The organism is Bradyrhizobium sp. GW821-FHT13H06 (genome assembly GCF_058803975.1).
Genome location: NZ_JBXAPN010000010.1, coordinates 47,968 through 67,024, shown reverse-complemented (window position 1 = coordinate 67,024; position 19,057 = coordinate 47,968). Strand labels below are relative to the sequence as shown.

Below are 19,057 nucleotides of genomic sequence, written 5' to 3'. Positions count from 1 at the left end.
CGGCCAGTATGTCGACGCCGTCAAGTCCGGCCATGACGACCTTCCACATGTCCGTCCGCTGGGCGGACACTTGGCGCAGCGGCGTTGATGCTGCGGCGCGGCTTGGGGAAGAGATAGCCCCATGCAAGATAAATCCGCCCCTGAAGAGTTTGACGTCGTGATCGTCGGCCGCGGGCCGGTCGGCGCCACGCTCGCCAACCTGCTCGGCCTCTCCGGCGTACGGACGCTGGTATTGGAGCGCGAGGCGCGGGCCTATCATTTGCCGCGAGCGGTGCATTTCGACGACGAATGCATGCGCGTGTTCCAGACCGTCGGGCTTGCCGACACGATCCTGCCACATGTCCTCCTCAGTCCCGGCATGCTCTTTCTCGATGCCGCCGGTCGCATGCTATTGGATTGGTCTCGTCCACAGACGCTGACGCCGATGGGCTGGCATCTCAGCTACCGCTTCCACCAGCCGGATCTGGAGGACGTGTTGATCGGCGGGCTCGTCCGCTGGCCGCACGTCACCCTGCGCAACCGCTGCGATGTGTTCGCGCTGGAGCAGGACGAGACTGGCGTGCGCGTCCGCTACGAGGATCTTTCCAACGGAAAGCTCACCGAAGTCCGCGCCGGCTATGTGATCGGCTGCGATGGCGCCCGTTCCCTGGTGCGCCGCTTCATCGGCTCAGGCATGGAGGATCTCGGCTTCCACGAGCGCTGGCTGGTGATCGACGTCCTGCTCAAGCGCGAGCGCGATGATCTCGGCGACTACAGCCTTCAGCATTGCGACCCGCGCCGTCCGGCGACCTACGTGCGCGGCACCGGCACGCGGCGGCGCTGGGAGATCACGGTCCTCCCCGACGAGGATTCCCAGGAGGTCGCGCAACCGGCGAAGGTGTGGGAGCTGTTGTCGCGCTGGATCACTCCCGACGATGCCGAGATCGAGCGCGCCGCGGTCTACACGTTTCATTCCGTCATCGCGCAGCAATGGCGGAACGATCGACTGCTGCTCGCGGGCGATTCTGCGCACCAGACCCCGCCCTTCCTCGGCCAGGGCATGTGCGCCGGCATCCGCGATGCCGCCAACCTCGCCTGGAAGCTTGCCGCGGTCATTCGCGACGGCGCCCCGCCCCACCTGCTCGACACCTATCAGAGCGAGCGCCAGCCGCATGTGCGCGAATTCATCGAGTTCGCCATTCGCCTCGGCGGCGTCATCAACACCAAGGCGATCGAGGCGGGCCTTGCCGCCGGCGAGGTGCGCGAAAATGCGCCGGTCAAGCTGGAGGTGAAAAAGCCCCTGCTCGGCCCCGGGCTCGCGCTCGGCGATCTGCCTCTCGCCGGACATCTCGCGCCGCAATTCGCGCTGCGAGACGGCAGCCGAAGCGACGACCGGATCGGCTACGGCCATGTCCTGCTCGTCGATAGCTTGGCCACGCTTCCTTCGCGTCCCGCTCATTCACTGCCGGGGATCAAGATCCTGACCAGCAATGATGCCGAGGCCGTCGGCCCTTGGCTGCGCGAGCGCGGCATCATCGCCGCACTCGTTCGCCCCGACCGCTACATCCGCGGCACCGCCCGTAACGAGACCGACCTCGACCGGCTCATGGCCGCCATCACGCCTCCAACCCACGTGCCGTCCGCGGCCTGAGCGAACATCCCAAGGATACCCCATGAAGCTGCTCTCTTTCATCGCCGACGGCCGCACCTCGTTCGGAGCCGTCAAGGACAATGGCGTCGTCGATCTGGGCTCGCGCATGACGGGCTGCACAACGCTACGACAGTTGCTTGAGGCTGGCCGCGTCGCCGAAGCGGCCAAGCTTGCAGCCTCCACTGCCCCCGACCATCCGCTCGACAGCATCACCTTCGCACCCGTGATCCCCGATCCCGGCAAGATCATCTGCGTCGGTCTCAACTATCGCGACCACGTGGCCGAGACCGGCCGCACCGTCACGGAGAAGCCGGCTCTGTTCGTTCGCTTCCCATGCAGCCAGGTCGGCCATCTCCAGTCCATCGTGAAACCGAAGGTCAGCGACGATTTCGACTATGAAGGCGAGCTCGCGCTCGTCATCGGCAAGGAGGGCCGTCACATTCCCGCCGGCCGCGCGCTCGACCACGTCGCCGGCTATTCCTGCTACAACGAAGGCAGCATCCGCGACTGGCAGCGCCACACCAGTCAATTCCTCGCCGGCAAGACCTTTGCCGAGAGCGGCAGTTTCGGTCCGTGGCTGGTGACGACGGACGAGATTCCAGATCCGTCAAAGCTCACCTTGCAGACCCGGCTGAACGGCAACGTCGTGCAGGACACCACGACGGATCTCCTGATCACCGCCATCCCCGAGCTGATCGCCTACATCTCCACCATCTGCCCGCTCGCGCCCGGCGATGTCATCGTCACGGGTACGCCGGGCGGTGTCGGCGCCAAGCGCACGCCGCCGCTGTGGATGCGCCCCGGCGACACCGTCGAAGTCGAGATTTCCGGCATCGGCACCTTGCGCAACAGGGTGATCGCCGAACCGGCCTGACCGTCAAGACCGATCAATCAACGATAAACTCAGGAAACGCCATGGGCACGACCCGCACCACCTCCGCCGCCACCCTGCTGATGACACTCGTGCTCGCGGGCTCCGCTGCGCGGGCCGAAATCAAGGGCGACGCCATCCGCATCGGCGTGCTCACCGACATGAACGGCGTGTTCGCGACCGCGATGGGTCCGGGCTCGGTCGAGGCGGCGCGCATGGCGGCGGAGGAGTTCGGCGGCAAGATCAACGGCAAGCCGATCGAGATCCTGCAGGCCGATCACCAGAACAAGCCGGATCTCGCGGCATCCCTCGCGCGAAAGTGGTTCAGCGACGGAGTCCAGGCAATCGCCGATGGCGGCAGCTCCGGCGCGGCGCTGGCGGTGCAAGAGCTGGTGCGCGGCAACGGCAAGATGTTCCTCATCTCCGGCGCCGGCGCAAACCAGCTCACCGACGAGGCCTGCGCGCCGACCAGTGTGCAATGGACCCAGGACGCCTACTCCACGGCGACTGCGGTGGTCTCCGGCATCATGCAGACCAGCAAGGAGCCGTGGTTCTTCATCACCGGCGACTACGCGTTCGGCCATTCGATCGAGGCGACTGCACGCGACCGCATCGCCGCGCTCGGCGGCAAGGTCGCCGGCAGCGTGAAGGCCCAGCTCGGCACGCCCGACTACAGTTCGTTCCTGCTCCAGGCGCAGTCGTCCGGCGCCAGGATCCTCGCCATCAACGTCGCCGGCGACAACGCCACCGCGATCAAGCAGGCCGAGGAATTCGGGCTCGCTGATCAGGGCATGAAGATCGTGCCGATGTCGTTCCAGAACGTCGACATCGAGTCCGTGGGCTTGAAGGCGACGCGCGGGGATCTCATCGTCACCTCGTTCTTCGAGGACGTCTCGCCCGCCGCCCGAAAATTCTCGGATGCATTCTATGGGCGGCGCAAGGCGATGCCCTCGCAGATCCAGGCCGGCGTCTACTCCGCCGTGCGCCATTATCTGCAAGCGATCAAGGACACCGATTCCGACGACAGCGCGACCGTGATGGCGAAGATGAAGGCAACCCCGGTGTCAGATGCCTACACGCCCAACGGCCGCATTCGCGAGGACCAGCGCATGGTGCACGATCTCTATCTGGTTCAGGTCAAGACGCCGGAGGAATCGAAAGGCCCGTGGGACTTCGTCAAGCTGGTCGCGACGATCCCGCCCGACCAGGCCTTTCGTCCGCTCGACCGCAGCAAGTGCGGCCTGGTCGGCAAGTAATCGCTAGGCTAGATAACGCGTGATGTAGCCTTCCATCGCGTAGAGCGCACAGAGCGCGAGGCTCGACCATACCGCGGCGCTGAAATACAGGAACATCCAGGTCAGCTCACCCTTCCAATGCGCGATGTCGTGGGTCACGACCCAACGCGTCGAGACGTCATGCAGGCCCTCGAGAAAGCCGAGGAACCTGTTGCCCTCGGCGTGCCCCGCCCGCCAGCGGCTGAGATACATCGGCACGTCGACGGTGATGAGGAAGGCGAGGAAGCAGGCGATGCCGACGACGCCTGACATCAGCGCCCAGCGTACCACGCCCTGGAATTCCGGCATCAGGCGGCACAGCGCGATGCCGGCGAGGAAGAAGGTCACCGCCCACAGCGAATTCTCGATCGCGTTGTAGAGATAGTTGGTGGTCACCACCGCGTACCAGGAGAAGCACTCGGCGATGATGATCACCGGGACGATCATCCACGCTATGTTCACCACCGTTTCGGCGCCGGTCATGGTGCCGAGCTGATGCAGGATGATGGCCCATTGCGCCGCGAAGCAGACCTCGGCGACGGTCGCGACCGAGCGTCCCACGAAGACGCTCGATAGCCAGGTGTCGAACAGGCAGATGCGCTGCACGTCGGCGCGCGGCAGCACCGAGCGGAAGGCACAGCCGAACACATAGCCGGCGCACAGCAGGAACATCAGCCCGATGTCCGAGCCGCCACTGATGCTGCCCGCCACTGTCGGATAGAACTCCCGATAGAGCATGAACCAGACGAGAATATTGGCGCTGCTCACAAACGTGAGGGATCCCCACCACCACGCGAGGGGATTTGACCGCGCCTGCCACTGCAACATGAGCCGCTCCGCAAAATTATCGATCTGACATGCCGTCGTAATAATCCTGTCACAGGACGGCATGCAATCGCGACAAAAATCTGTTTGCCCGGTCGTTTGAGAGCTGCCTCTCACGGAAGTGTCCCAAGCATGGTCGCGTCCACATATCGGACAATATTTGCGTAATTGGCGAATCTATTGGACATCCGATCTGCGCCTGTCTGATAATTAGGAATGGCCCCGACGAGCTCATCCAAGCCACGACATCCGCCCTCCTCCGCAGCAGCAGTGCTGGCGGACAGCGCCGACGACGCCGCTTTCGCCACGACGCTGGCAAAGGGGCTCGTCGTGATCGAGGCGTTCAAGGCCGGGAGCACGCTGCTCGGCAACATGGAGCTGTCGACCCTGACGGGCATCCCGCGGCCGACAGTGGCGAGGCTGACCCATACGCTGGCCGAGCTCGGCTATCTCCGTTACGACGCCGAGCGGTCGAAGTACCGCGTCGGTGCGCGGGCGCTGCGGATGGCGCATCCCCTGCTCGCCGGAATGCAATTCCGCCAGGTGGCGCGGCCGATGATGCAGGAGCTGGCGCACAGCGTCCGCGGCACGGTCTCGATCGGCCTGCTCGATGCCACCTCGATGATCTATGTGGAGACCGCGCGCTCCGGCGATGTCGGCCCGCACGTGCCCGACATCGGCATGCCCATTCCCGTCGTGATGACCGCCATGGGCCGCGCCGCGGCGTCGACCTTGCCGCCGGCCGATGCAGACCGGCTGGAACGGAACATCGCCGCCGAAGACGCCGGGCTGTGGTCGACGTTCCGGGACAAATACCGCGCCGGGATCGCGCAATGCAAAAACCGCGGCTTCTGCACCTGCTGGGGCGAGTACATGGCCTCGATCCATGCCGTCGCCGCGCCGCTGTTTCATGCAAGCGAATCGAAGCAGTCGTTCTCGATCAATTGCGGCATCCCCGCCTTCCGGCTCCAGCCAGGTCAGCTCGAGGGCGAGATCGGTCCGCGCATCGCGGCGCTCGCCGACAGCATCCGCGCCATCGTCGGGCAGGCCGAGCCCACGACGACGACGCGCAAGACCAAGAAAATCACAAGCGCCGGGACATGACATGGCTGGGCCGCTCGAAGGATTGAAGGTTCTCGACATCGCAACGATCATCGCCGCGCCGTTCGCCGCCACGCTGCTGGCCGACTACGGCGCGGACGTGCTCAAGATCGAGATGCCCGGGCACGGTGACGGCGTGCGGTCGTTTCCACCGTTCAAGGACGGCAAGCCACTGTGGTGGAAGGCCGCCAACCGCAACAAGAAGTTTGCCACGCTCGACCTGCGCACGCCGGAAGGGCTTGCGCTGTTCAAGCAGCTCCTTCCCCGCTTCGACGTGCTGGTCGAGAATTTTCGTCCGGGAACGCTGGATCGCTGGGGCCTTTCTAGGGAGGTGCTGTGGTCGATCCAGCCACGCCTCGTGATTCTGCGCGCCACCGCCTTCGGGCAGGACGGCCCCTATCGCGACCGCCCCGGCTTCGCCCGCATCTTCGAGGCCATGGGCGGCCTCACCTACATCACCGGCGAGCGCGAGGCCGAGCCGACCCATCCCGGATATCCGATCGGGGATTCGATCGGCGGCCTGTTCGGCGCCGTCGGCGTGCTCGCGGCGCTGTGGAAGCGGGCGCGCGACCCGCATGCACCGGGCGAGGAAATCGATCTCGCGCTGACCGAAGCAGTGTTTCGCCTGCTCGATGTGCTCGCCATCGAGCATGACCAGCTCGGCGCCGTTCGAGAGCGGATCGGCAACGCCAACGGCTATTCGGCGCCGGCCGCCGTGTTTCGCACCGGCGACGATCACTGGGTGACGCTCGCAGGTTCGACCAACGCGCTTTTCGCCGCGAATTGCCGGGCGATCGGCCGGCCCGACCTTGTCGACGATCCGCGCTTTGCCACCAACGACCAGCGCGTCAAGCACGCCGCCGAGCTCAACGGCATCTTCGCGGCCTGGTGCGCCGCGCATCCCCTTGACGAGGTCCTCGCGAGGTTCAACGCCGCGCAGGGAACCCTCGCGCCGATCTATTCGATCGATCAGATCGCCGCCGACCCGCAAGTGCAGGCGCGCGAGGTGATCACCCGCGTTGCCGACCGGGATTTCGGCACGGTTGCCATGACCAATGCCGTTCCTCGCTTCACCGTCGATCCCGCACGGTTGCGCCACGCCGCGGGCGACGTCGGCCAGGACAATGACGAGGTGTTCCGGGACTGGCTCGGCCTGTCGGACCACGAGATCGAACGGCTCACCCAACGAAAGGTGATCTGACGTCGCAAGAAGACCAACGACACAAGAAGACCAACAACAAGAGGGAGGACGACAACGGTGGCATCATTCAAGGTCACACGCCGAACCCTGCTGGGCACGATCGCAGGCGGCCTCGCAGCAGGATCAGGCTTGGCGGCGCATGCCGAAGACGCCTGGCCGTCGCGCATGGTGCGGCTGATCTCGCCTTACGGGCCCGGCGGCTCCAACGACATCTCGCTGCGCCTGCTGGCCGAGGAGTTCAGCCGCAGCCTGCGTCAGCAGTTCATCGTCGAGAACAAGCCGGGTGCCGGCACGCGCATCGCCAACGACATGGTCGCTCATGCGCCGGGCGACGGCTACACGATCCTGTACGTCGCGGCGCCCTACGCGACCGCCGAGGCGCTGTTCGGCAAGCTGACCTATGACCGCAAGGATCTGCAGCCGGTCGCGATGGCGGTGATCGCGCCGTTGTTCCTCATCATCAGTGCCGACGCCCCGTTCAAGACGCTGCCCGAGTTGATCGCCTACGGCAAATCGAAACCGGACGGGCTGACCTTCGCCTCTCCCGGCGCCGGCTCGCAGCCGCACCTCGCCGGAGAGCTCCTGTTCCGCGATGCCGGCGTCAAGGGGCTGAACATCCCGTTCCGGGGCGATGCGGCCTCCTACACCGAGCTGCTCGCCGGCCGCGTCGATGCGACGCTGACGGCGCTGCCGACCGCCCTGCCCTACATCCAGAGCGGCAAGTTCATCGTGCTCGGTGTCGCCTCGGCCGAGCGTAGCGCGCTCTACCCGCAGGCGCCGACGCTGCGCGAGCAGGGCTTTCCCAACGTGGCCGCCGCCGGGTGGTACGGCTTCATGGCGCCGTCCACGACGCCGCGTGCGATCGTCGACAAGCTCCAGGCCGAGGTTCTGCGTGCGCTCGCCGAACCCGTAATCAAGGACAAGCTGACCGCCCAGGGCCTCGAAGTGCGTGCCGGCACTGGGGCCGAGTTCGGCCGGTTCATCGACAACGAGACGCAGAAGTGGACCAGGCTGATCCGCGACGCCGGCCTCAAGGGCGAATAGCAAGCGGGAGGGACAAGCACATGACAAGCACTCTTCTCAAGCGCGTCGCAGCTTCCGCGCTGTTTCTGGCGCTCTCGATCACGGCAGCGCAGGCGCAGAAGAAATACGACCCCGGCGCGTCCGATACCGCGATCAAGGTCGGTCAGACCGTGCCGCTCAGCGGCCCGGCCTCGGCCTACGCCGTGATCGGCAAGACCCAGGCCGCCTATATGAGGATGATCAACGACCAGGGCGGCGTCAACGGCCGCAAGGTGGAGCTGATCCAGTATGACGACGCCTATTCGCCGCCGAAAACGGTGGAGCAGACCCGCAGGCTGGTCGAAAGCGACGAGGTGCTGCTGACGTTCCAGATCATCGGCACCGCGCCGAACGTCGCCGTACAGAAATATCTCAACGCCAGGAAAATCCCGCAGCTCTTCGCCGCGACCGGCGCGGCGCGCTTCACCGACCCGAAGAACTTCCCCTGGACCATGGGCTTCAACCCGTCCTACCTCGTCGAGGGCCGCATCTACGCGCAGTACCTGCTGAAGAACCACCCGAACGCGAAGATCGGCGTGCTCTACCAGAACGACGACCTCGGCAAGGATTATCTCGCCGGCCTCAAGGCCGGCCTCGGCGAGAAGGCGAACATGGTCGTGGCCGAGACCTCCTACGAGATCACCGAGCCGACGATCGACTCGCAGATTTTGCGGTTGAAGGATGCGGGTGCCGACGTGCTGTTCAGCGCGACGACCCCGAAACAGGCGGCACAGGCGATCAAGAAGGTCGCCGAGATCGGCTGGAAGCCGCTGCACATCATCGACATCAACGCCTCCTCGGTCAGCGCCGTGCTCAAGCCCGCCGGCCTCGACAACTCCAAGGGCGTCGTCAGCGTCGGTTACGTCAAGGACGCCGCCGACCCCGAATGGAAGGACGATGCCGGCATGAAGCGCTATTTCGCCTTCATGGCCAAGTACTATCCTGAAGGCGACAAGGATTCGAACCTGAACGTCTACGGCTACATCACCGCGCAGCTGCTGGTGCAGGTGCTGAAGCAGTGCGGCGACGATCTCACCCGCGACAATGTCATGCGACAGGCGGCCAACCTCAAGAACGTCGAGCTCGACCTGACGCTCCCGGGGATCTCGGTCACGACCTCGCCGACCGACTATCGGGTCAACAAGCAGTTCCAGATGGTGCAGTTCGACGGCCTGCGCTGGCAGAAGCTCGGCGACATCGTGACGGACGAGGCCAGGGAGTGAGACGGCGAGAGGCCGTTTGGCCGTAATCGTTCCTGCCGGTCAACGCACGCAAGGCGAAGGCACGAAAGAGCCACCGGCCGCCCTGGCGCACCGGAGGCTCGATATCGGCGGGGATCGCGGAGCTACGCGGCCTGGCGCTGATGCGTCAGGTATTCCATCGTCACCTTCTCGACATTGGAGTCGATCCAGGCGGCCATGCGTTGCTCCTCCTTCAACGATGTCTCAAGTGATGCCTTGGCCTCCGGCATGCCCGCGGCGCCGCAGAGCGCGAGCAGCGACTTGTAGGCGGCGATCTCGAAATTCTCGAACGCATTGTTCGCGAAGGTGTTCTTGAGAATCTCGTCGCCCGCAGCCGAATGCGCCATGGCCGTCATGTTGGCCATGACCGACTGCGCCGTATCCTTGAGGGTCGACGTGCTCTCGCCACAGGCTTCCAGGCATTTTTCCAGCCGGCGCAATTGCTCGTTGGTCTCCTGAAGGTGAGCGGTGACCTTAGCCTTGACCTTGGGATAGTCGTCGAGCCGCTCTGACTGGCGCTCCATCAACTCTCGCGCCTGTACTTCCATCGCATGCGCATTGCGTAGTCCCACCACGAACGTATCGCGGGCTGCATTGGCCATCTTCCTGTCCTCCGTTGTGACTGGCTTCGTTCGCGCAACAGGGAAGCACGGGCGATTGTTCCTGAGAGGGCCGGGCCGATTGCCGCAGGAGACCCGACTATCTCAACGCGTGTTCCGGCCGAAGATCGCTTTGCCTTCCATCGACGAGCATAGGAACAGTCGCCGCCGCGCATGATTGGTTCGCCGTAGACATCAAGGAGAAACAACATGCGTAAGACTGTTCTGACGATCTTCACAGCTGCGATGCTGGCCGGCGCTTCGGTCGGCGCAGCGTTCGCACAAGGCGCCGGCGGTGGCGGCGGTGCTGGCGGAGCCGGCGGCGGCGCAGGTGGTGCCGGTGCAGGCGCCGGTGCTGGCGCGGGTGCCGGTGGCGGCGCTGGAGCCGGAGCAGGCTCGGGCAGCGGCGGTGCGGGTAGCGCCGGCGGTGGCGGTGGCATCACGCATGTCGAGCGTGGCGGACAAGGCGCTTCCAGCCCTCCGGGCATGCGCAATGAAACCACTCCACGATCCGACGGTACAACGCGGCGCTAGGAGAGCGGCTCCGGCGACGCAACCCGGGACCTTCATTGCACAACTGCAGTGAAGCAGATGCATGACCCCCCGGTCACCAACGCGCTCACGTGACACTGCAGGACAAGCCGTCGGCTGCGACGACGGCTTGCCTCACAGACTGCCGCCTACCTTCGTCATTCTGTGCACGCCCCATTGAGCGTGCCGGAATGACGCTGCCCTCACCGGTTCATAGCGGCGACATAGGCGGCAAGCTTGTCCAGCGTCTGGTAGCCGTATTCGACGGCGCCGAAGCCGATCATGCCGTCGCGCTGCTCGCTGGTCGAGGCCAGCTGGCGCATCATCAGAACGGTCTTGCCGTTGCTCTGCTCGGCAAAGGTGACGGTGAAGCGGAACATGCCGGGATCATCGTCCTGGTCGAGGCCGTGATCCATCTCCATCAGAGAAGGCCGCTCGATGCGGCGGAACCGCATGCGGTTCGGGTACACGGTGCCGTCGGGCCCGATCATGTTGAAGCGCCAGACGCCGCCGACGCGCACGTCGATCTCGAAGGTCTCGACCTCAAATCCTTTCGGCCCGAACCATTGCGGCAGATGCTTCGGGTCGGACCACGCCTCGAACACCAGATCGCGCGGCGCATCGATCACGCGCGACATCACGATCTCACGGTCGAGCGACCATTGCGACAGGGCGGGATTGGCAGACTTCGTCATCACTCGGAACCTTTCCGTTTGGTTGTTCGGGACGGCCGCTTGGCGCCCGCCCTCTCCTTCTCTTTCTCTTTCTTGAGTTTCATCACGTAGGCCTCGAACCGGTCGAGCCGCGCCTCCCACACCGCGCGCTGCTGCTGGAACCAATCCTCCGCGCCGAGCAGCGCATCCGGACTGAGACGGCAGGTGCGCACGCGGCCGGTCTTCTCCGACAGAACGAGCCCGCTCGTCTCCAGCACGTGGATGTGTTTCATGAAGCTCGGCAGCGCCATGTCGAAGGGATCGGCGAGCTCGCCGACCGACGCCTCGCCCGCGCAGAGCCGCATCACGATCGCCCGCCGCGTGGGATCGGCGAGCGCTGCGAAAACATGGTCGAGGCGGGACGATTGGTTAGCCATGAAGCTAACTATAGCGCCGCAGCCCAGCGCCGTCAACAATTGTTAGCTCATAAGCTAAGTAATTTTAGAGGCGCAGTCGCCGCCTCAGACCGAGCGCGTCAGGCCGCCGTCGACGCGGATGTTCTGGCCGGTGATGTAGGCCGCGCCGTCGGAGGCCAGGAACGAAATCGTCGCCGCAACCTCTTCGACCTTGCCGTAGCGCTTCAGCGGCACACTGTCGCGGCGCGCGTCCAGCTGCGGCAGGCTGTCGATCCAGCCCGGCAGGACGTTGTTCATGCGAATGTTGTCCGCCGCATGCGTGTCGGTGAAGATCTTGGTGAAGGCGGCAAGGCCGGCGCGGAACACCGCCGAGGTCGGGAACATCGCGCTCGGCTCGAACGCCCAGGCCGTCGAGATGTTGATGATGGCGCCGCCCTTCTGCGCCTGCATCACCGGCGTCACCAGCCGCGTCGGACGGATCACGTTCAGCAGATAGGTGTCGAGGCCGGCGTGCCACTGCTCGTCGGTAATCTCGGTGATGGGCGCACGCGGCCCGTGCCCGGCGCTGTTGACGAGCACGTCGATCCGCCCCCATTTCGCCATCGCGGCGTCGACCAGGCGCTTCAGATCGTCGTTCGACTGGTTCGAGCCTGTGACGCCGCAGCCGCCGAGCTCGGCGGCCAGCGCCTCGCCCTTGCCGGAGGACGACAGGATCGCGATGCGAAACCCGTCCGCTGCCAGCCGGCGCGCGGCCCCCGCCCCCATGCCGCTGCCGCCGGCGGTAACGAGCGCAACCTTCTCTGCTGCCATGACCGATCATCCCTGTGTTGAGGCGAGCCGCAGGCTCGGCCTATCATGGCGCCTTCTACAGCCAGACCTCGCGGCAGGTCCATGGTCGAAGGCATCCATCATGAGCGACTCGAGATGAGTGATCTGCAGATCCGCAATCTGCGCCCCGACGAAATCGCACTCGCCGTCGACTGGGCCGCGGCCGAGGGATGGAATCCGGGCCTGGCCGATGCCGCCTGCTTCGCCGTCCCCGATCCGCAAGGCTTCTTCGTCGGCGAGATCGACGGCGAGCCGGTCGCGACCGTCTCCTGCGTCAATTACGACGACCGCTTCGCCTTCCTCGGCTTCTACATCGTGCGCCAGTGCTTTCGCGGCGCGGGCCATGGCCTGCGCATCTGGAACGCAGCCATCGCGCATGCGGACGGGCGCGTGATCGGGCTCGACGGCGTCGTAGCGCAGCAGGACAATTACAAGAGGTCCGGCTTCCAGCTCGCTTACGCCAATATCCGCTATGGCGGCGTCGTGGGGGCGCCACCGAGACGACCTGCCGGCGTCGTCACCCTCGACAAGATCCCATTTGCAATCGTTGAAGCTGATGATGCCACCGTGTTCCCTGCCGCGCGCAGCACCTTCCTGCGCGCCTGGATCAACACACCAGGTCACGTCGGCCGCGCATTGCTGCGCGAGGGCAAGCTCGCCGCATGGGGCGTGATCCGTCCGTGCCGGACGGGCCATAAGATCGGCCCGCTCGTCGCCGACGATCGGGCGGCAGCGGAGGCGGTCATGCAGGCCTTGCTGGGAAGCACGAGCGGCGGCGACATTTTCCTCGACGTCCCCGCCGTCAACGGCGAAGCGATTGCGCTCGCGGAGTCGCTCTGCCTGAAGCCGGTGTTCGAGACGGCGCGGATGTACACCGGGCCGATCCCGCCACTTCACATCGACCGCGTCTTCGGCGTGACCAGCTTCGAGCTGGGCTAGTCAGTAGCAGCGCATGATGTTGACGGTGTGTTCGCTGCCGCCGCGGCCGGGCACTGTCACCTGCTCTGTCGGGCAGCTCGGCACATAGGGCCGGTTGGATGGCACGACGTTCGGCGGATAGCGATGCGTCCAGTCCCAGGGAACATCATAGGTGTAGGTGTAACGCACGTCGCTGGAGAGTGGCTGGGCGGCATCGACAAAGGGCTGGCTGTAGCCAGCGCCATCATACAAGAAGCCGCCGCCGCCCGGCCAATAGACCCACGGAGCGCTGCGGCGATGGAACCGGGCGCCCGGCGCGATCGGCGGACGTGCTCCAACCGGCGGCGCGGTGGTGGCGACGCCGGGCGCCGCGGCCACGGCGGGTCCGGCAGAGCCGTCACTTGCAGTCAGGAGCAGCGCGGCTGCGCTGAGCGAGGCGAACAGCGCCCCATGTGATCTGGCAATCATGATACGCACCACACTCGTTTGGCTTCGCGATAGCGGCTCCCCGCAAGAGGCTAGGCCGGGCTGCCGCCCAGCCGCAAACATATCTTTAACTATTGGTTAAGGCACGCGATTAGCGGGGATCATGGTGCGGCAGAACGCCCGGGATTCTCATCTCGTTTCAGCCACTTCGTTCCGCGGCGGGCGCATCATAACCAGTTGATCGGAGTTGACCGCTCCTGGCCCATGCGTCCGGAACGCTCCCGCATTGCAACCGTTGGCCCCCGACACAAGCAAGGAGCATCTCCAATGCAGAACAAGTCAAAACTCCTCTGCCTGATCACGGCATCGCTGGTCGCGGGCACTGCGGCCGCCTCGGCGCAGGGCTACGACTGGAGCGGCCGGTCCGTGGGCTGGGACCGCACGGCGCCCGCCTATGAACCAGTTCAGCCGCGCGCATACTATCCGGACGTGGCCGGGCCGTATGGCGCACTCAACGGCACCAACCATCCAACTCCGAGTTCGACGCAGGGTGATGTCGGCCCTGGCGGGAACAACAACGGCACGCTGACCGGCAGATATCGCTGGTAAGATCGCCTGACGCGAGGCCCACCGTCCGTAATGGGCGGTGGGCCTTCGTGCGTCGGCGGCCCCCGCCCGCGCAGCCGACCGGAAGGGATCGCGCCTCCGGGCACAATCCCTTGCGTTGCCTGTCGGGCAAAACACCCAAATCATCGGTCAAGACGCCTCGCCGAAAATATTCCGCTTTACCGAAATTCGGAAACGGCGTATGTGTCGCCGCAACCCGGCCCATGGAAGAGGGGCGTATCGCGATCGTCACGAACGCGGGCCGGGCGGCGGTGGACGCAGATGGCGTTGGCGCGAGCGGACTTGCAGGGCGGGAGACCGTGAGCAGGGTCGTCGCGCATACGACCGGTGCCATCAGCGTACGGCAAAATCGTGTGGTCCTGGCGTCCGGGGTCTGTGCGCCAAGTCTTGCGGTGACGTTGCGGCCCGACCGGGTTCGCACCGTCAGTCATCCGCAAGGCGACGGGGGCAATAGTGCATCGCTCCCCGGGGAGATCACGACATAAGCCGTAAAACCACTGCGCAGGGAAGGCCGGAATGTTTTGGCTTCACCTGTATGCCGCTGTGCAGCCTTTTTTAAGCACACGCTTTCGCACAGTGGACCGCGGGTGCCAGCCGGCGCCCGGTCTTCCCTGCGCCCTTTCAATTGAGGGCGAGGCGACAAGCAAAGCTCGGGCGAAGTGCGCCGCGAGGATGCGATGCTGTGTCCGCATGAAGGCGAGTACGTTGCAAACCCTATGCATCACCGTCACCCTGAGGTGCGCGCGCTGCGGCGCGATAGCGTCGCAGAGCAAGCCTCGAAGGGCGACGGCCCCGCTGCACCAGCTCGGCCGTTCATCCTTCGAGGCTCTGCATGCGATGCGTTCGCATCGCACGCCTCGCACCTCAGGATGACGGATCAATTGTTGTCGCCGCGGAGAGATTCTGACGATGCTGATGCAGTTGCGCGCGAACACTCCGCTCTGGTGCCCCGGACGCAGCGCAGCGTCTCTTCGACGATGCGCTGCAGAGCCGGGGCCCATGTTGCAGCGACCCGTGCGGCTTCCTGGGTCCCGGCTCTGCGCAGCAACGCTCATGCGTTGCAGCTTGTCCGGGACACGAGAGCGACGACAGGGTCCCCTCCCCAGCCCTTGCAGCGGCAACGGGCCTTGTAACAAGACTGTCATCCAGCGAAACTAAACGAAGCTAGGGGCCGCGGTTGCGGCCACGCCGCCTTCACCGCTAGGAGATCCTGATGCGCCGTTCACTGGTGTTGCTGTCCGCCGGACTGACCGTGCTGTCCACCGGACTGGCCTCTGCCCAGAACAGCACGCCCCGCAACCTGATCCTGTTCATTCCCGACGGTCTGCGTGCGCTGAAGGTCACACCGGAAACCGCGCCGGCGATGGCCGAGCTCCGCGACAAGGGCGTCAACTTCAAGAACCCGCATTCGCTGTTCCCGACCTTCACCATGGCCAATGGCTCGGCGATGTCGACAGGCCATTATCTCGGCGACACCGGCGTGTTCTCCAACACGATCTGGACCAACTACACCTCCGCACCTGCGGGCGACACCGTCGTCCCCTTCATCGAGAACGACGCCGTGCTCGGCGACATCGACGAGCATTTCAAGGGCGACTACCTCAACGAAGAGACCATCCTGAAGATGGCCCGCGACAAGGGGCTGAGCACCGCGGCGATCGGCAAGGTCGGCCCGACCTACCAGTTCGACCACACCGACAAGCCTGAAAAGCCCGGCCAGCATTCGGTCGTGTTCGACGATTCCACCGGCGGCAAGAACGGTGTCGCATTGTCCGACGAGGTGAAGGACGCCTTGACCAAGGCCGGCCTGCCCCTCGCCACGCCGCCGCGCGGCGACAATTCCAAGGCGGGCGATGCCAGGACGCCGGGCACCACGGTCGCAAACGTCGCGCAGCAGGCCTATTTCGCCGACGTCGCCACCAAGGTGGTGCTGCCGATGTTCAAGGCGCGCAACAAGCCGTTCGTGCTGGTGTTCTGGTCGCGCGATCCTGACGGCAGCCAGCACAATACCGGCGACAGCCTCAACCAGATCATGCCCGGGATCAACGGGCCGACCTCGATGGCCGGCATCAAGAACGCCGACACCAACCTCGCCCAGCTCCGGAAGGCGCTCGACGAGCTCGGGCTCACGGCCTCGACCAACATCATCGTCTCCGCAGATCACGGCTTCTCGACCATCTCCAAGGAGAGCAAGTCCAGCCCGTCGGCCAAGGTCGGCTATGACGACACGCCGAAGGATTTCCTGCCGATGGGATTCCTGGCGCTCGACCTTGCGAAGGCGCTCGACCTGCCGCTGTTCGACCCCAACGACAAGAACGCGAAGGTCGAAGGCAACAAGCATCCCAGGGCGGGCAACGGCGTGCTCGGCAAGGATCCGGAGAAGCCCGATCTCGTCGTCGCCACCAATGGCGGCTCCGACCTGATCTATCTGCCGAACAAGGACAAGAAGCTGGCGGCGAAGACGATCAAGGCACTGCTCGAACAGGATTACGTGTCCGGCCTGTTCGTCGAGGACTCGCTCGGCCGCTTCCCCGGCACGCTGCCGCTATCGAGCATCAACCTGCGCGGCAAGGCGGCGACGCCAACGCCGTCGATCGTCGTCAACTTCCGCTCCTATGCCAGCGATTGCGGCGAGGCGCCGACCAACTGCTCGGTGCAGGTCGCCGATACCGTGCTGCGCCAGGGCCAGGGCATGCATGGCAGCTTCAGCCGCGGCGACACCATGAACTTCATGGCCGCGATCGGTCCGGACTTCAAGGCGGGCTATGTCGACGAGATTCCGGTCAGCAATGCCGACGTCGGCATGACGGCCGCCCGGCTGATGGGCCTGCGCGGCTCGCAGAACGGCGGCCTGATCGGCCGCGTGATGTCGGAAGCCATGCCCAACGGCGTCGTACCGAAGGCTTTTGTCGGCACGCTGAAGTCGAAGCCCGCCGAGGGCGGCCTGATGACGGTGCTGAACTTCCAGCGCGTCGGCAGCCAGCGCTATTTCGATGCCGCCGGCTTCCCGGGCCGCACGCTCGGGCTCGAGCCTGACGCCGGCAAACAGAAAACGGCGGGGAAATGACCCCGCCGTTCCCTCGCGTCCTCGAGTGACGCACAAATCTTACATGCCCGGTTTCTTACATCCCGATGTCGAACACGTTCGGCAACTGGCCCGCCAGAGGCAGCGCAGTGGCGCCGACGAAGGTCGCCACCATTGCCATCAGGCGACGGTTGTTCTGGCGCTTGCCGCGCATCTGGCCGGCGATCCACTCCAGCATCTCGCTGTTGACCTTGGAGGCATAGGACGGCGCCCAGCTCTCGATCTCGGTGTCGGCCGACAGCGCCACGCTCCGCGGCGGCACCTTCAGGCCCGAGGCGCTCGCCGCATAATGGGCAACCGCCTTGGCGAGCAGGTCGTCGAACCGGCCGCCATCGGTGCGCTCGGTCGCGGCCTCGTTGATCTCGAACAGGCGTTCGGCTTCAGCGCGGCTGACCGGCTGGTCGTTGACGGCGGTCGCGGTCAGGATGCGCAGGCACCAGGCGGTGTCATCGGCATCGAGCGAGCGGGAGAAGTGGACGCGGCCCTTGGTGGTCGGGCCTTCGCCCGTGATCACGCCGTCGCGCACGATGGAGAGTGCATGAGCCGCGGTGTCGCGGCAGGACGGTTCGAGGGACGGCGACTCAACAGACTTAGGCGCAGCGGCAGACATAGTTCACTTCCAGACTTCTTCTGATCGGCCAGCATTTTCATGCCGGCGTAAAGGGGTGGTTAACGATTCGATACGGGGATCGCGACTTTTCGAGATGGTTGCCAATTGGTCGCTGTCAGGATCATTTTGGTTCCGGGACACGCCGGGCGAGCGTGATGGAAGTCATAAAAGGCATTATCGGGGCGAGCGAGACCGTGTGACACCGGATGGGGATGTTTCGCCGCAGGTGCCGCTGTAACAATAAGTTGCTAGGAAATCGGCCCTTCGAGCAAAGAATTCACATTTTACTTGAGCCGGTTCAGTTGGCGTTCACTTGGCCCGGTAAGAGCCCTATACTGAGGATGACGGCCAGAGACAAATCTTCCTGTAAATTCAATGCGATGAGGTAAAATCATGACACTTCCGATCGGCGCCACCGCACCCGACTTCGAAGCCGAGACCACCGAAGGGAAGATCAAGTTTCACGACTGGATCGGCAACAGCTGGGCGCTCTTGTTTTCACACCCCAAGGACTTCACGCCGGTGTGCACCACCGAGCTCGGCGCGCTCGCCAGGCTGAAGCCGGAATTCGACAAGCGCGGCGTCAAGCTGATGGGGCTCTCGGTCGATCCCGTCGACAACCATGCCAAATGGTCGGAGGACATCAAGGAGACCCAAGGCACCGCGCCGAACTACCCGATGATCGGCGACACCGATTACAACGTCTCGAAGCTCTACGGCATGCTGCCGGCCGCGATCTCGGGCGATCCCCTCAAGCGTACCGCCGCCGACAACCAGACCGTCCGCAACGTCTTCGTCATCGGGCCGGACAAGAAGATCAAGCTGGTGCTGGTCTATCCGATGACCACGGGCAGGAACTTCCAGGAGATCCTGCGCGTCATCGACTCGCTCCAGCTCACCGCCAAGCATCGTGTCGCCACCCCGGCCGACTGGAGCCAGGGCGACGACGTCATCATCGCGGGCTCGGTCTCCAACGACGAGGCCAAGACGATCTACCCGCAGGGCTGGAAGGAGCCGAAGCCTTACCTGCGCATCGTGCCGCAGCCGAAATAACGACGCTGTCATCCGGGGCGATGCGTTAGCATCGAACTCTGGTGCGCAATTGCGCACCTGAGGATCTTGAGATTCCGGGCTCGGTCCTCCGGACCGCCCCGGAATG

19 protein-coding genes are annotated in these 19,057 nt (G+C 65.0%); 12 read left to right on the top strand and 7 right to left on the bottom strand.

What is annotated here, in order from left to right:
• Positions 1-121 precede the first annotated feature (121 nt).
• From mhpA to AC1RQP_RS32050, 3 genes are read left to right on the top strand one after another with little or no spacing between them, the layout of a single operon-like run.
• A complete protein-coding gene (mhpA, locus tag AC1RQP_RS32060) occupies positions 122-1,630 on the top strand; it encodes a bifunctional 3-(3-hydroxy-phenyl)propionate/3-hydroxycinnamic acid hydroxylase MhpA (protein ID WP_492940942.1) in 1,509 nt (502 codons plus the stop codon).
• Between the two features lie 22 nt (positions 1,631-1,652).
• Positions 1,653-2,504 (top strand): fumarylacetoacetate hydrolase family protein, encoded by an 852-nt coding sequence (locus tag AC1RQP_RS32055; RefSeq protein WP_492940940.1) that lies wholly within the window; start codon positions 1,653-1,655, stop codon positions 2,502-2,504.
• A 41-nt stretch (positions 2,505-2,545) separates the two neighbouring features.
• Entirely contained in the window at positions 2,546-3,757 is a 1,212-nt protein-coding gene (locus tag AC1RQP_RS32050) for an ABC transporter substrate-binding protein (RefSeq protein ID WP_492940938.1), read from the top strand.
• 3 nt (positions 3,758-3,760) lie between these two features.
• Here AC1RQP_RS32050 and AC1RQP_RS32045 read toward each other — a convergent pair whose 3' ends face one another.
• Entirely contained in the window at positions 3,761-4,603 is an 843-nt protein-coding gene (locus AC1RQP_RS32045) for a hypothetical protein (protein WP_492940936.1), read from the bottom strand.
• A gap of 213 nt (positions 4,604-4,816) precedes the next feature.
• On the opposite strand from AC1RQP_RS32045, the gene AC1RQP_RS32040 reads away from it, so the two are divergent.
• Genes AC1RQP_RS32040 through AC1RQP_RS32025 form a run of 4 tightly spaced genes read left to right on the top strand, consistent with a single transcriptional unit; the run spans position 4,817 to position 9,187 of the window.
• Positions 4,817-5,704 (top strand): IclR family transcriptional regulator, encoded by an 888-nt coding sequence (locus AC1RQP_RS32040; RefSeq protein WP_239624328.1) that lies wholly within the window; start codon positions 4,817-4,819, stop codon positions 5,702-5,704.
• Between the two features lies 1 nt (position 5,705).
• Entirely contained in the window at positions 5,706-6,902 is a 1,197-nt protein-coding gene (locus AC1RQP_RS32035; protein ID WP_492940934.1) for a CaiB/BaiF CoA transferase family protein, read from the top strand.
• 57 nt (positions 6,903-6,959) lie between these two features.
• Positions 6,960-7,946, top strand: coding sequence for a Bug family tripartite tricarboxylate transporter substrate binding protein (locus AC1RQP_RS32030; RefSeq protein ID WP_492940932.1), 987 nt, complete (start codon positions 6,960-6,962; stop codon positions 7,944-7,946).
• 20 nt (positions 7,947-7,966) lie between these two features.
• The gene (locus tag AC1RQP_RS32025; RefSeq protein WP_492940930.1) at positions 7,967-9,187 is read left to right on the top strand and encodes an ABC transporter substrate-binding protein; all 1,221 of its coding nucleotides are present in this window, start codon (positions 7,967-7,969) and stop codon (positions 9,185-9,187) included.
• Positions 9,188-9,309: 122 nt separating this feature from the next.
• On the opposite strand, the gene AC1RQP_RS32020 is transcribed toward AC1RQP_RS32025, so the two are convergent.
• On the bottom strand, positions 9,310-9,807 hold the full coding sequence (locus AC1RQP_RS32020) for a ferritin-like domain-containing protein (protein WP_492940928.1): 498 nt from the start codon (positions 9,805-9,807) through the stop codon (positions 9,310-9,312).
• A 207-nt stretch (positions 9,808-10,014) separates the two neighbouring features.
• On the opposite strand from AC1RQP_RS32020, the gene AC1RQP_RS32015 reads away from it, so the two are divergent.
• Positions 10,015-10,338, top strand: a complete 324-nt coding sequence (locus AC1RQP_RS32015) for a hypothetical protein (RefSeq protein ID WP_194393428.1) — start codon at positions 10,015-10,017, stop codon at positions 10,336-10,338.
• 200 nt (positions 10,339-10,538) lie between these two features.
• Here AC1RQP_RS32015 and AC1RQP_RS32010 read toward each other — a convergent pair whose 3' ends face one another.
• The 3 genes from AC1RQP_RS32010 to AC1RQP_RS32000 all read right to left on the bottom strand — a co-directional run bounded on the left by AC1RQP_RS32010 (position 10,539) and on the right by AC1RQP_RS32000 (position 12,214).
• Positions 10,539-11,030, bottom strand: a complete 492-nt coding sequence (locus tag AC1RQP_RS32010; RefSeq protein ID WP_492940926.1) for an SRPBCC family protein — start codon at positions 11,028-11,030, stop codon at positions 10,539-10,541.
• Positions 11,030-11,425 carry an ArsR/SmtB family transcription factor gene (locus AC1RQP_RS32005; RefSeq protein WP_492940924.1) on the bottom strand — a complete coding sequence of 132 codons (396 nt, stop codon included), beginning with the start codon at positions 11,423-11,425 and terminating at the stop codon, positions 11,030-11,032. Before AC1RQP_RS32005 ends, AC1RQP_RS32010 begins: the two co-directional genes overlap by 1 nt.
• 84 nt (positions 11,426-11,509) lie before the next feature.
• Positions 11,510-12,214, bottom strand: coding sequence for an SDR family oxidoreductase (locus AC1RQP_RS32000; RefSeq protein WP_239624337.1), 705 nt, complete (start codon positions 12,212-12,214; stop codon positions 11,510-11,512).
• Positions 12,215-12,328: 114 nt separating this feature from the next.
• Here AC1RQP_RS32000 and AC1RQP_RS31995 point away from each other — a divergent pair, with 114 nt between their 5' ends.
• Positions 12,329-13,171 (top strand): GNAT family N-acetyltransferase, encoded by an 843-nt coding sequence (locus AC1RQP_RS31995; protein ID WP_239624339.1) that lies wholly within the window; start codon positions 12,329-12,331, stop codon positions 13,169-13,171.
• Here the strand turns inward: AC1RQP_RS31995 and AC1RQP_RS31990 are convergent, their stop codons facing one another.
• Complete coding sequence (locus AC1RQP_RS31990; RefSeq protein WP_239624341.1) at positions 13,172-13,618, bottom strand: hypothetical protein; 447 nt, start codon at positions 13,616-13,618, stop codon at positions 13,172-13,174. It lies immediately after the preceding gene.
• Positions 13,619-13,903: 285 nt separating this feature from the next.
• Here AC1RQP_RS31990 and AC1RQP_RS31985 point away from each other — a divergent pair, with 285 nt between their 5' ends.
• Both AC1RQP_RS31985 and AC1RQP_RS31980 read left to right on the top strand, forming a co-directional pair.
• Positions 13,904-14,185 carry a hypothetical protein gene (locus tag AC1RQP_RS31985; RefSeq protein ID WP_239624343.1) on the top strand — a complete coding sequence of 94 codons (282 nt, stop codon included), beginning with the start codon at positions 13,904-13,906 and terminating at the stop codon, positions 14,183-14,185.
• A gap of 1,231 nt (positions 14,186-15,416) precedes the next feature.
• On the top strand, positions 15,417-17,270 hold the full coding sequence (locus AC1RQP_RS31980) for an alkaline phosphatase family protein (RefSeq protein WP_239624345.1): 1,854 nt from the start codon (positions 15,417-15,419) through the stop codon (positions 17,268-17,270).
• A gap of 55 nt (positions 17,271-17,325) precedes the next feature.
• Here the strand turns inward: AC1RQP_RS31980 and AC1RQP_RS31975 are convergent, their stop codons facing one another.
• Positions 17,326-17,898: a hypothetical protein gene (locus AC1RQP_RS31975; protein WP_492940921.1), complete on the bottom strand. Its 573-nt coding sequence runs from the start codon at positions 17,896-17,898 to the stop codon at positions 17,326-17,328.
• A 393-nt stretch (positions 17,899-18,291) separates the two neighbouring features.
• Here AC1RQP_RS31975 and AC1RQP_RS31970 point away from each other — a divergent pair, with 393 nt between their 5' ends.
• Complete coding sequence (locus AC1RQP_RS31970) at positions 18,292-18,951, top strand: peroxiredoxin (RefSeq protein WP_492940919.1); 660 nt, start codon at positions 18,292-18,294, stop codon at positions 18,949-18,951.
• The last annotated feature ends 106 nt before the right edge of the window (positions 18,952-19,057 follow it).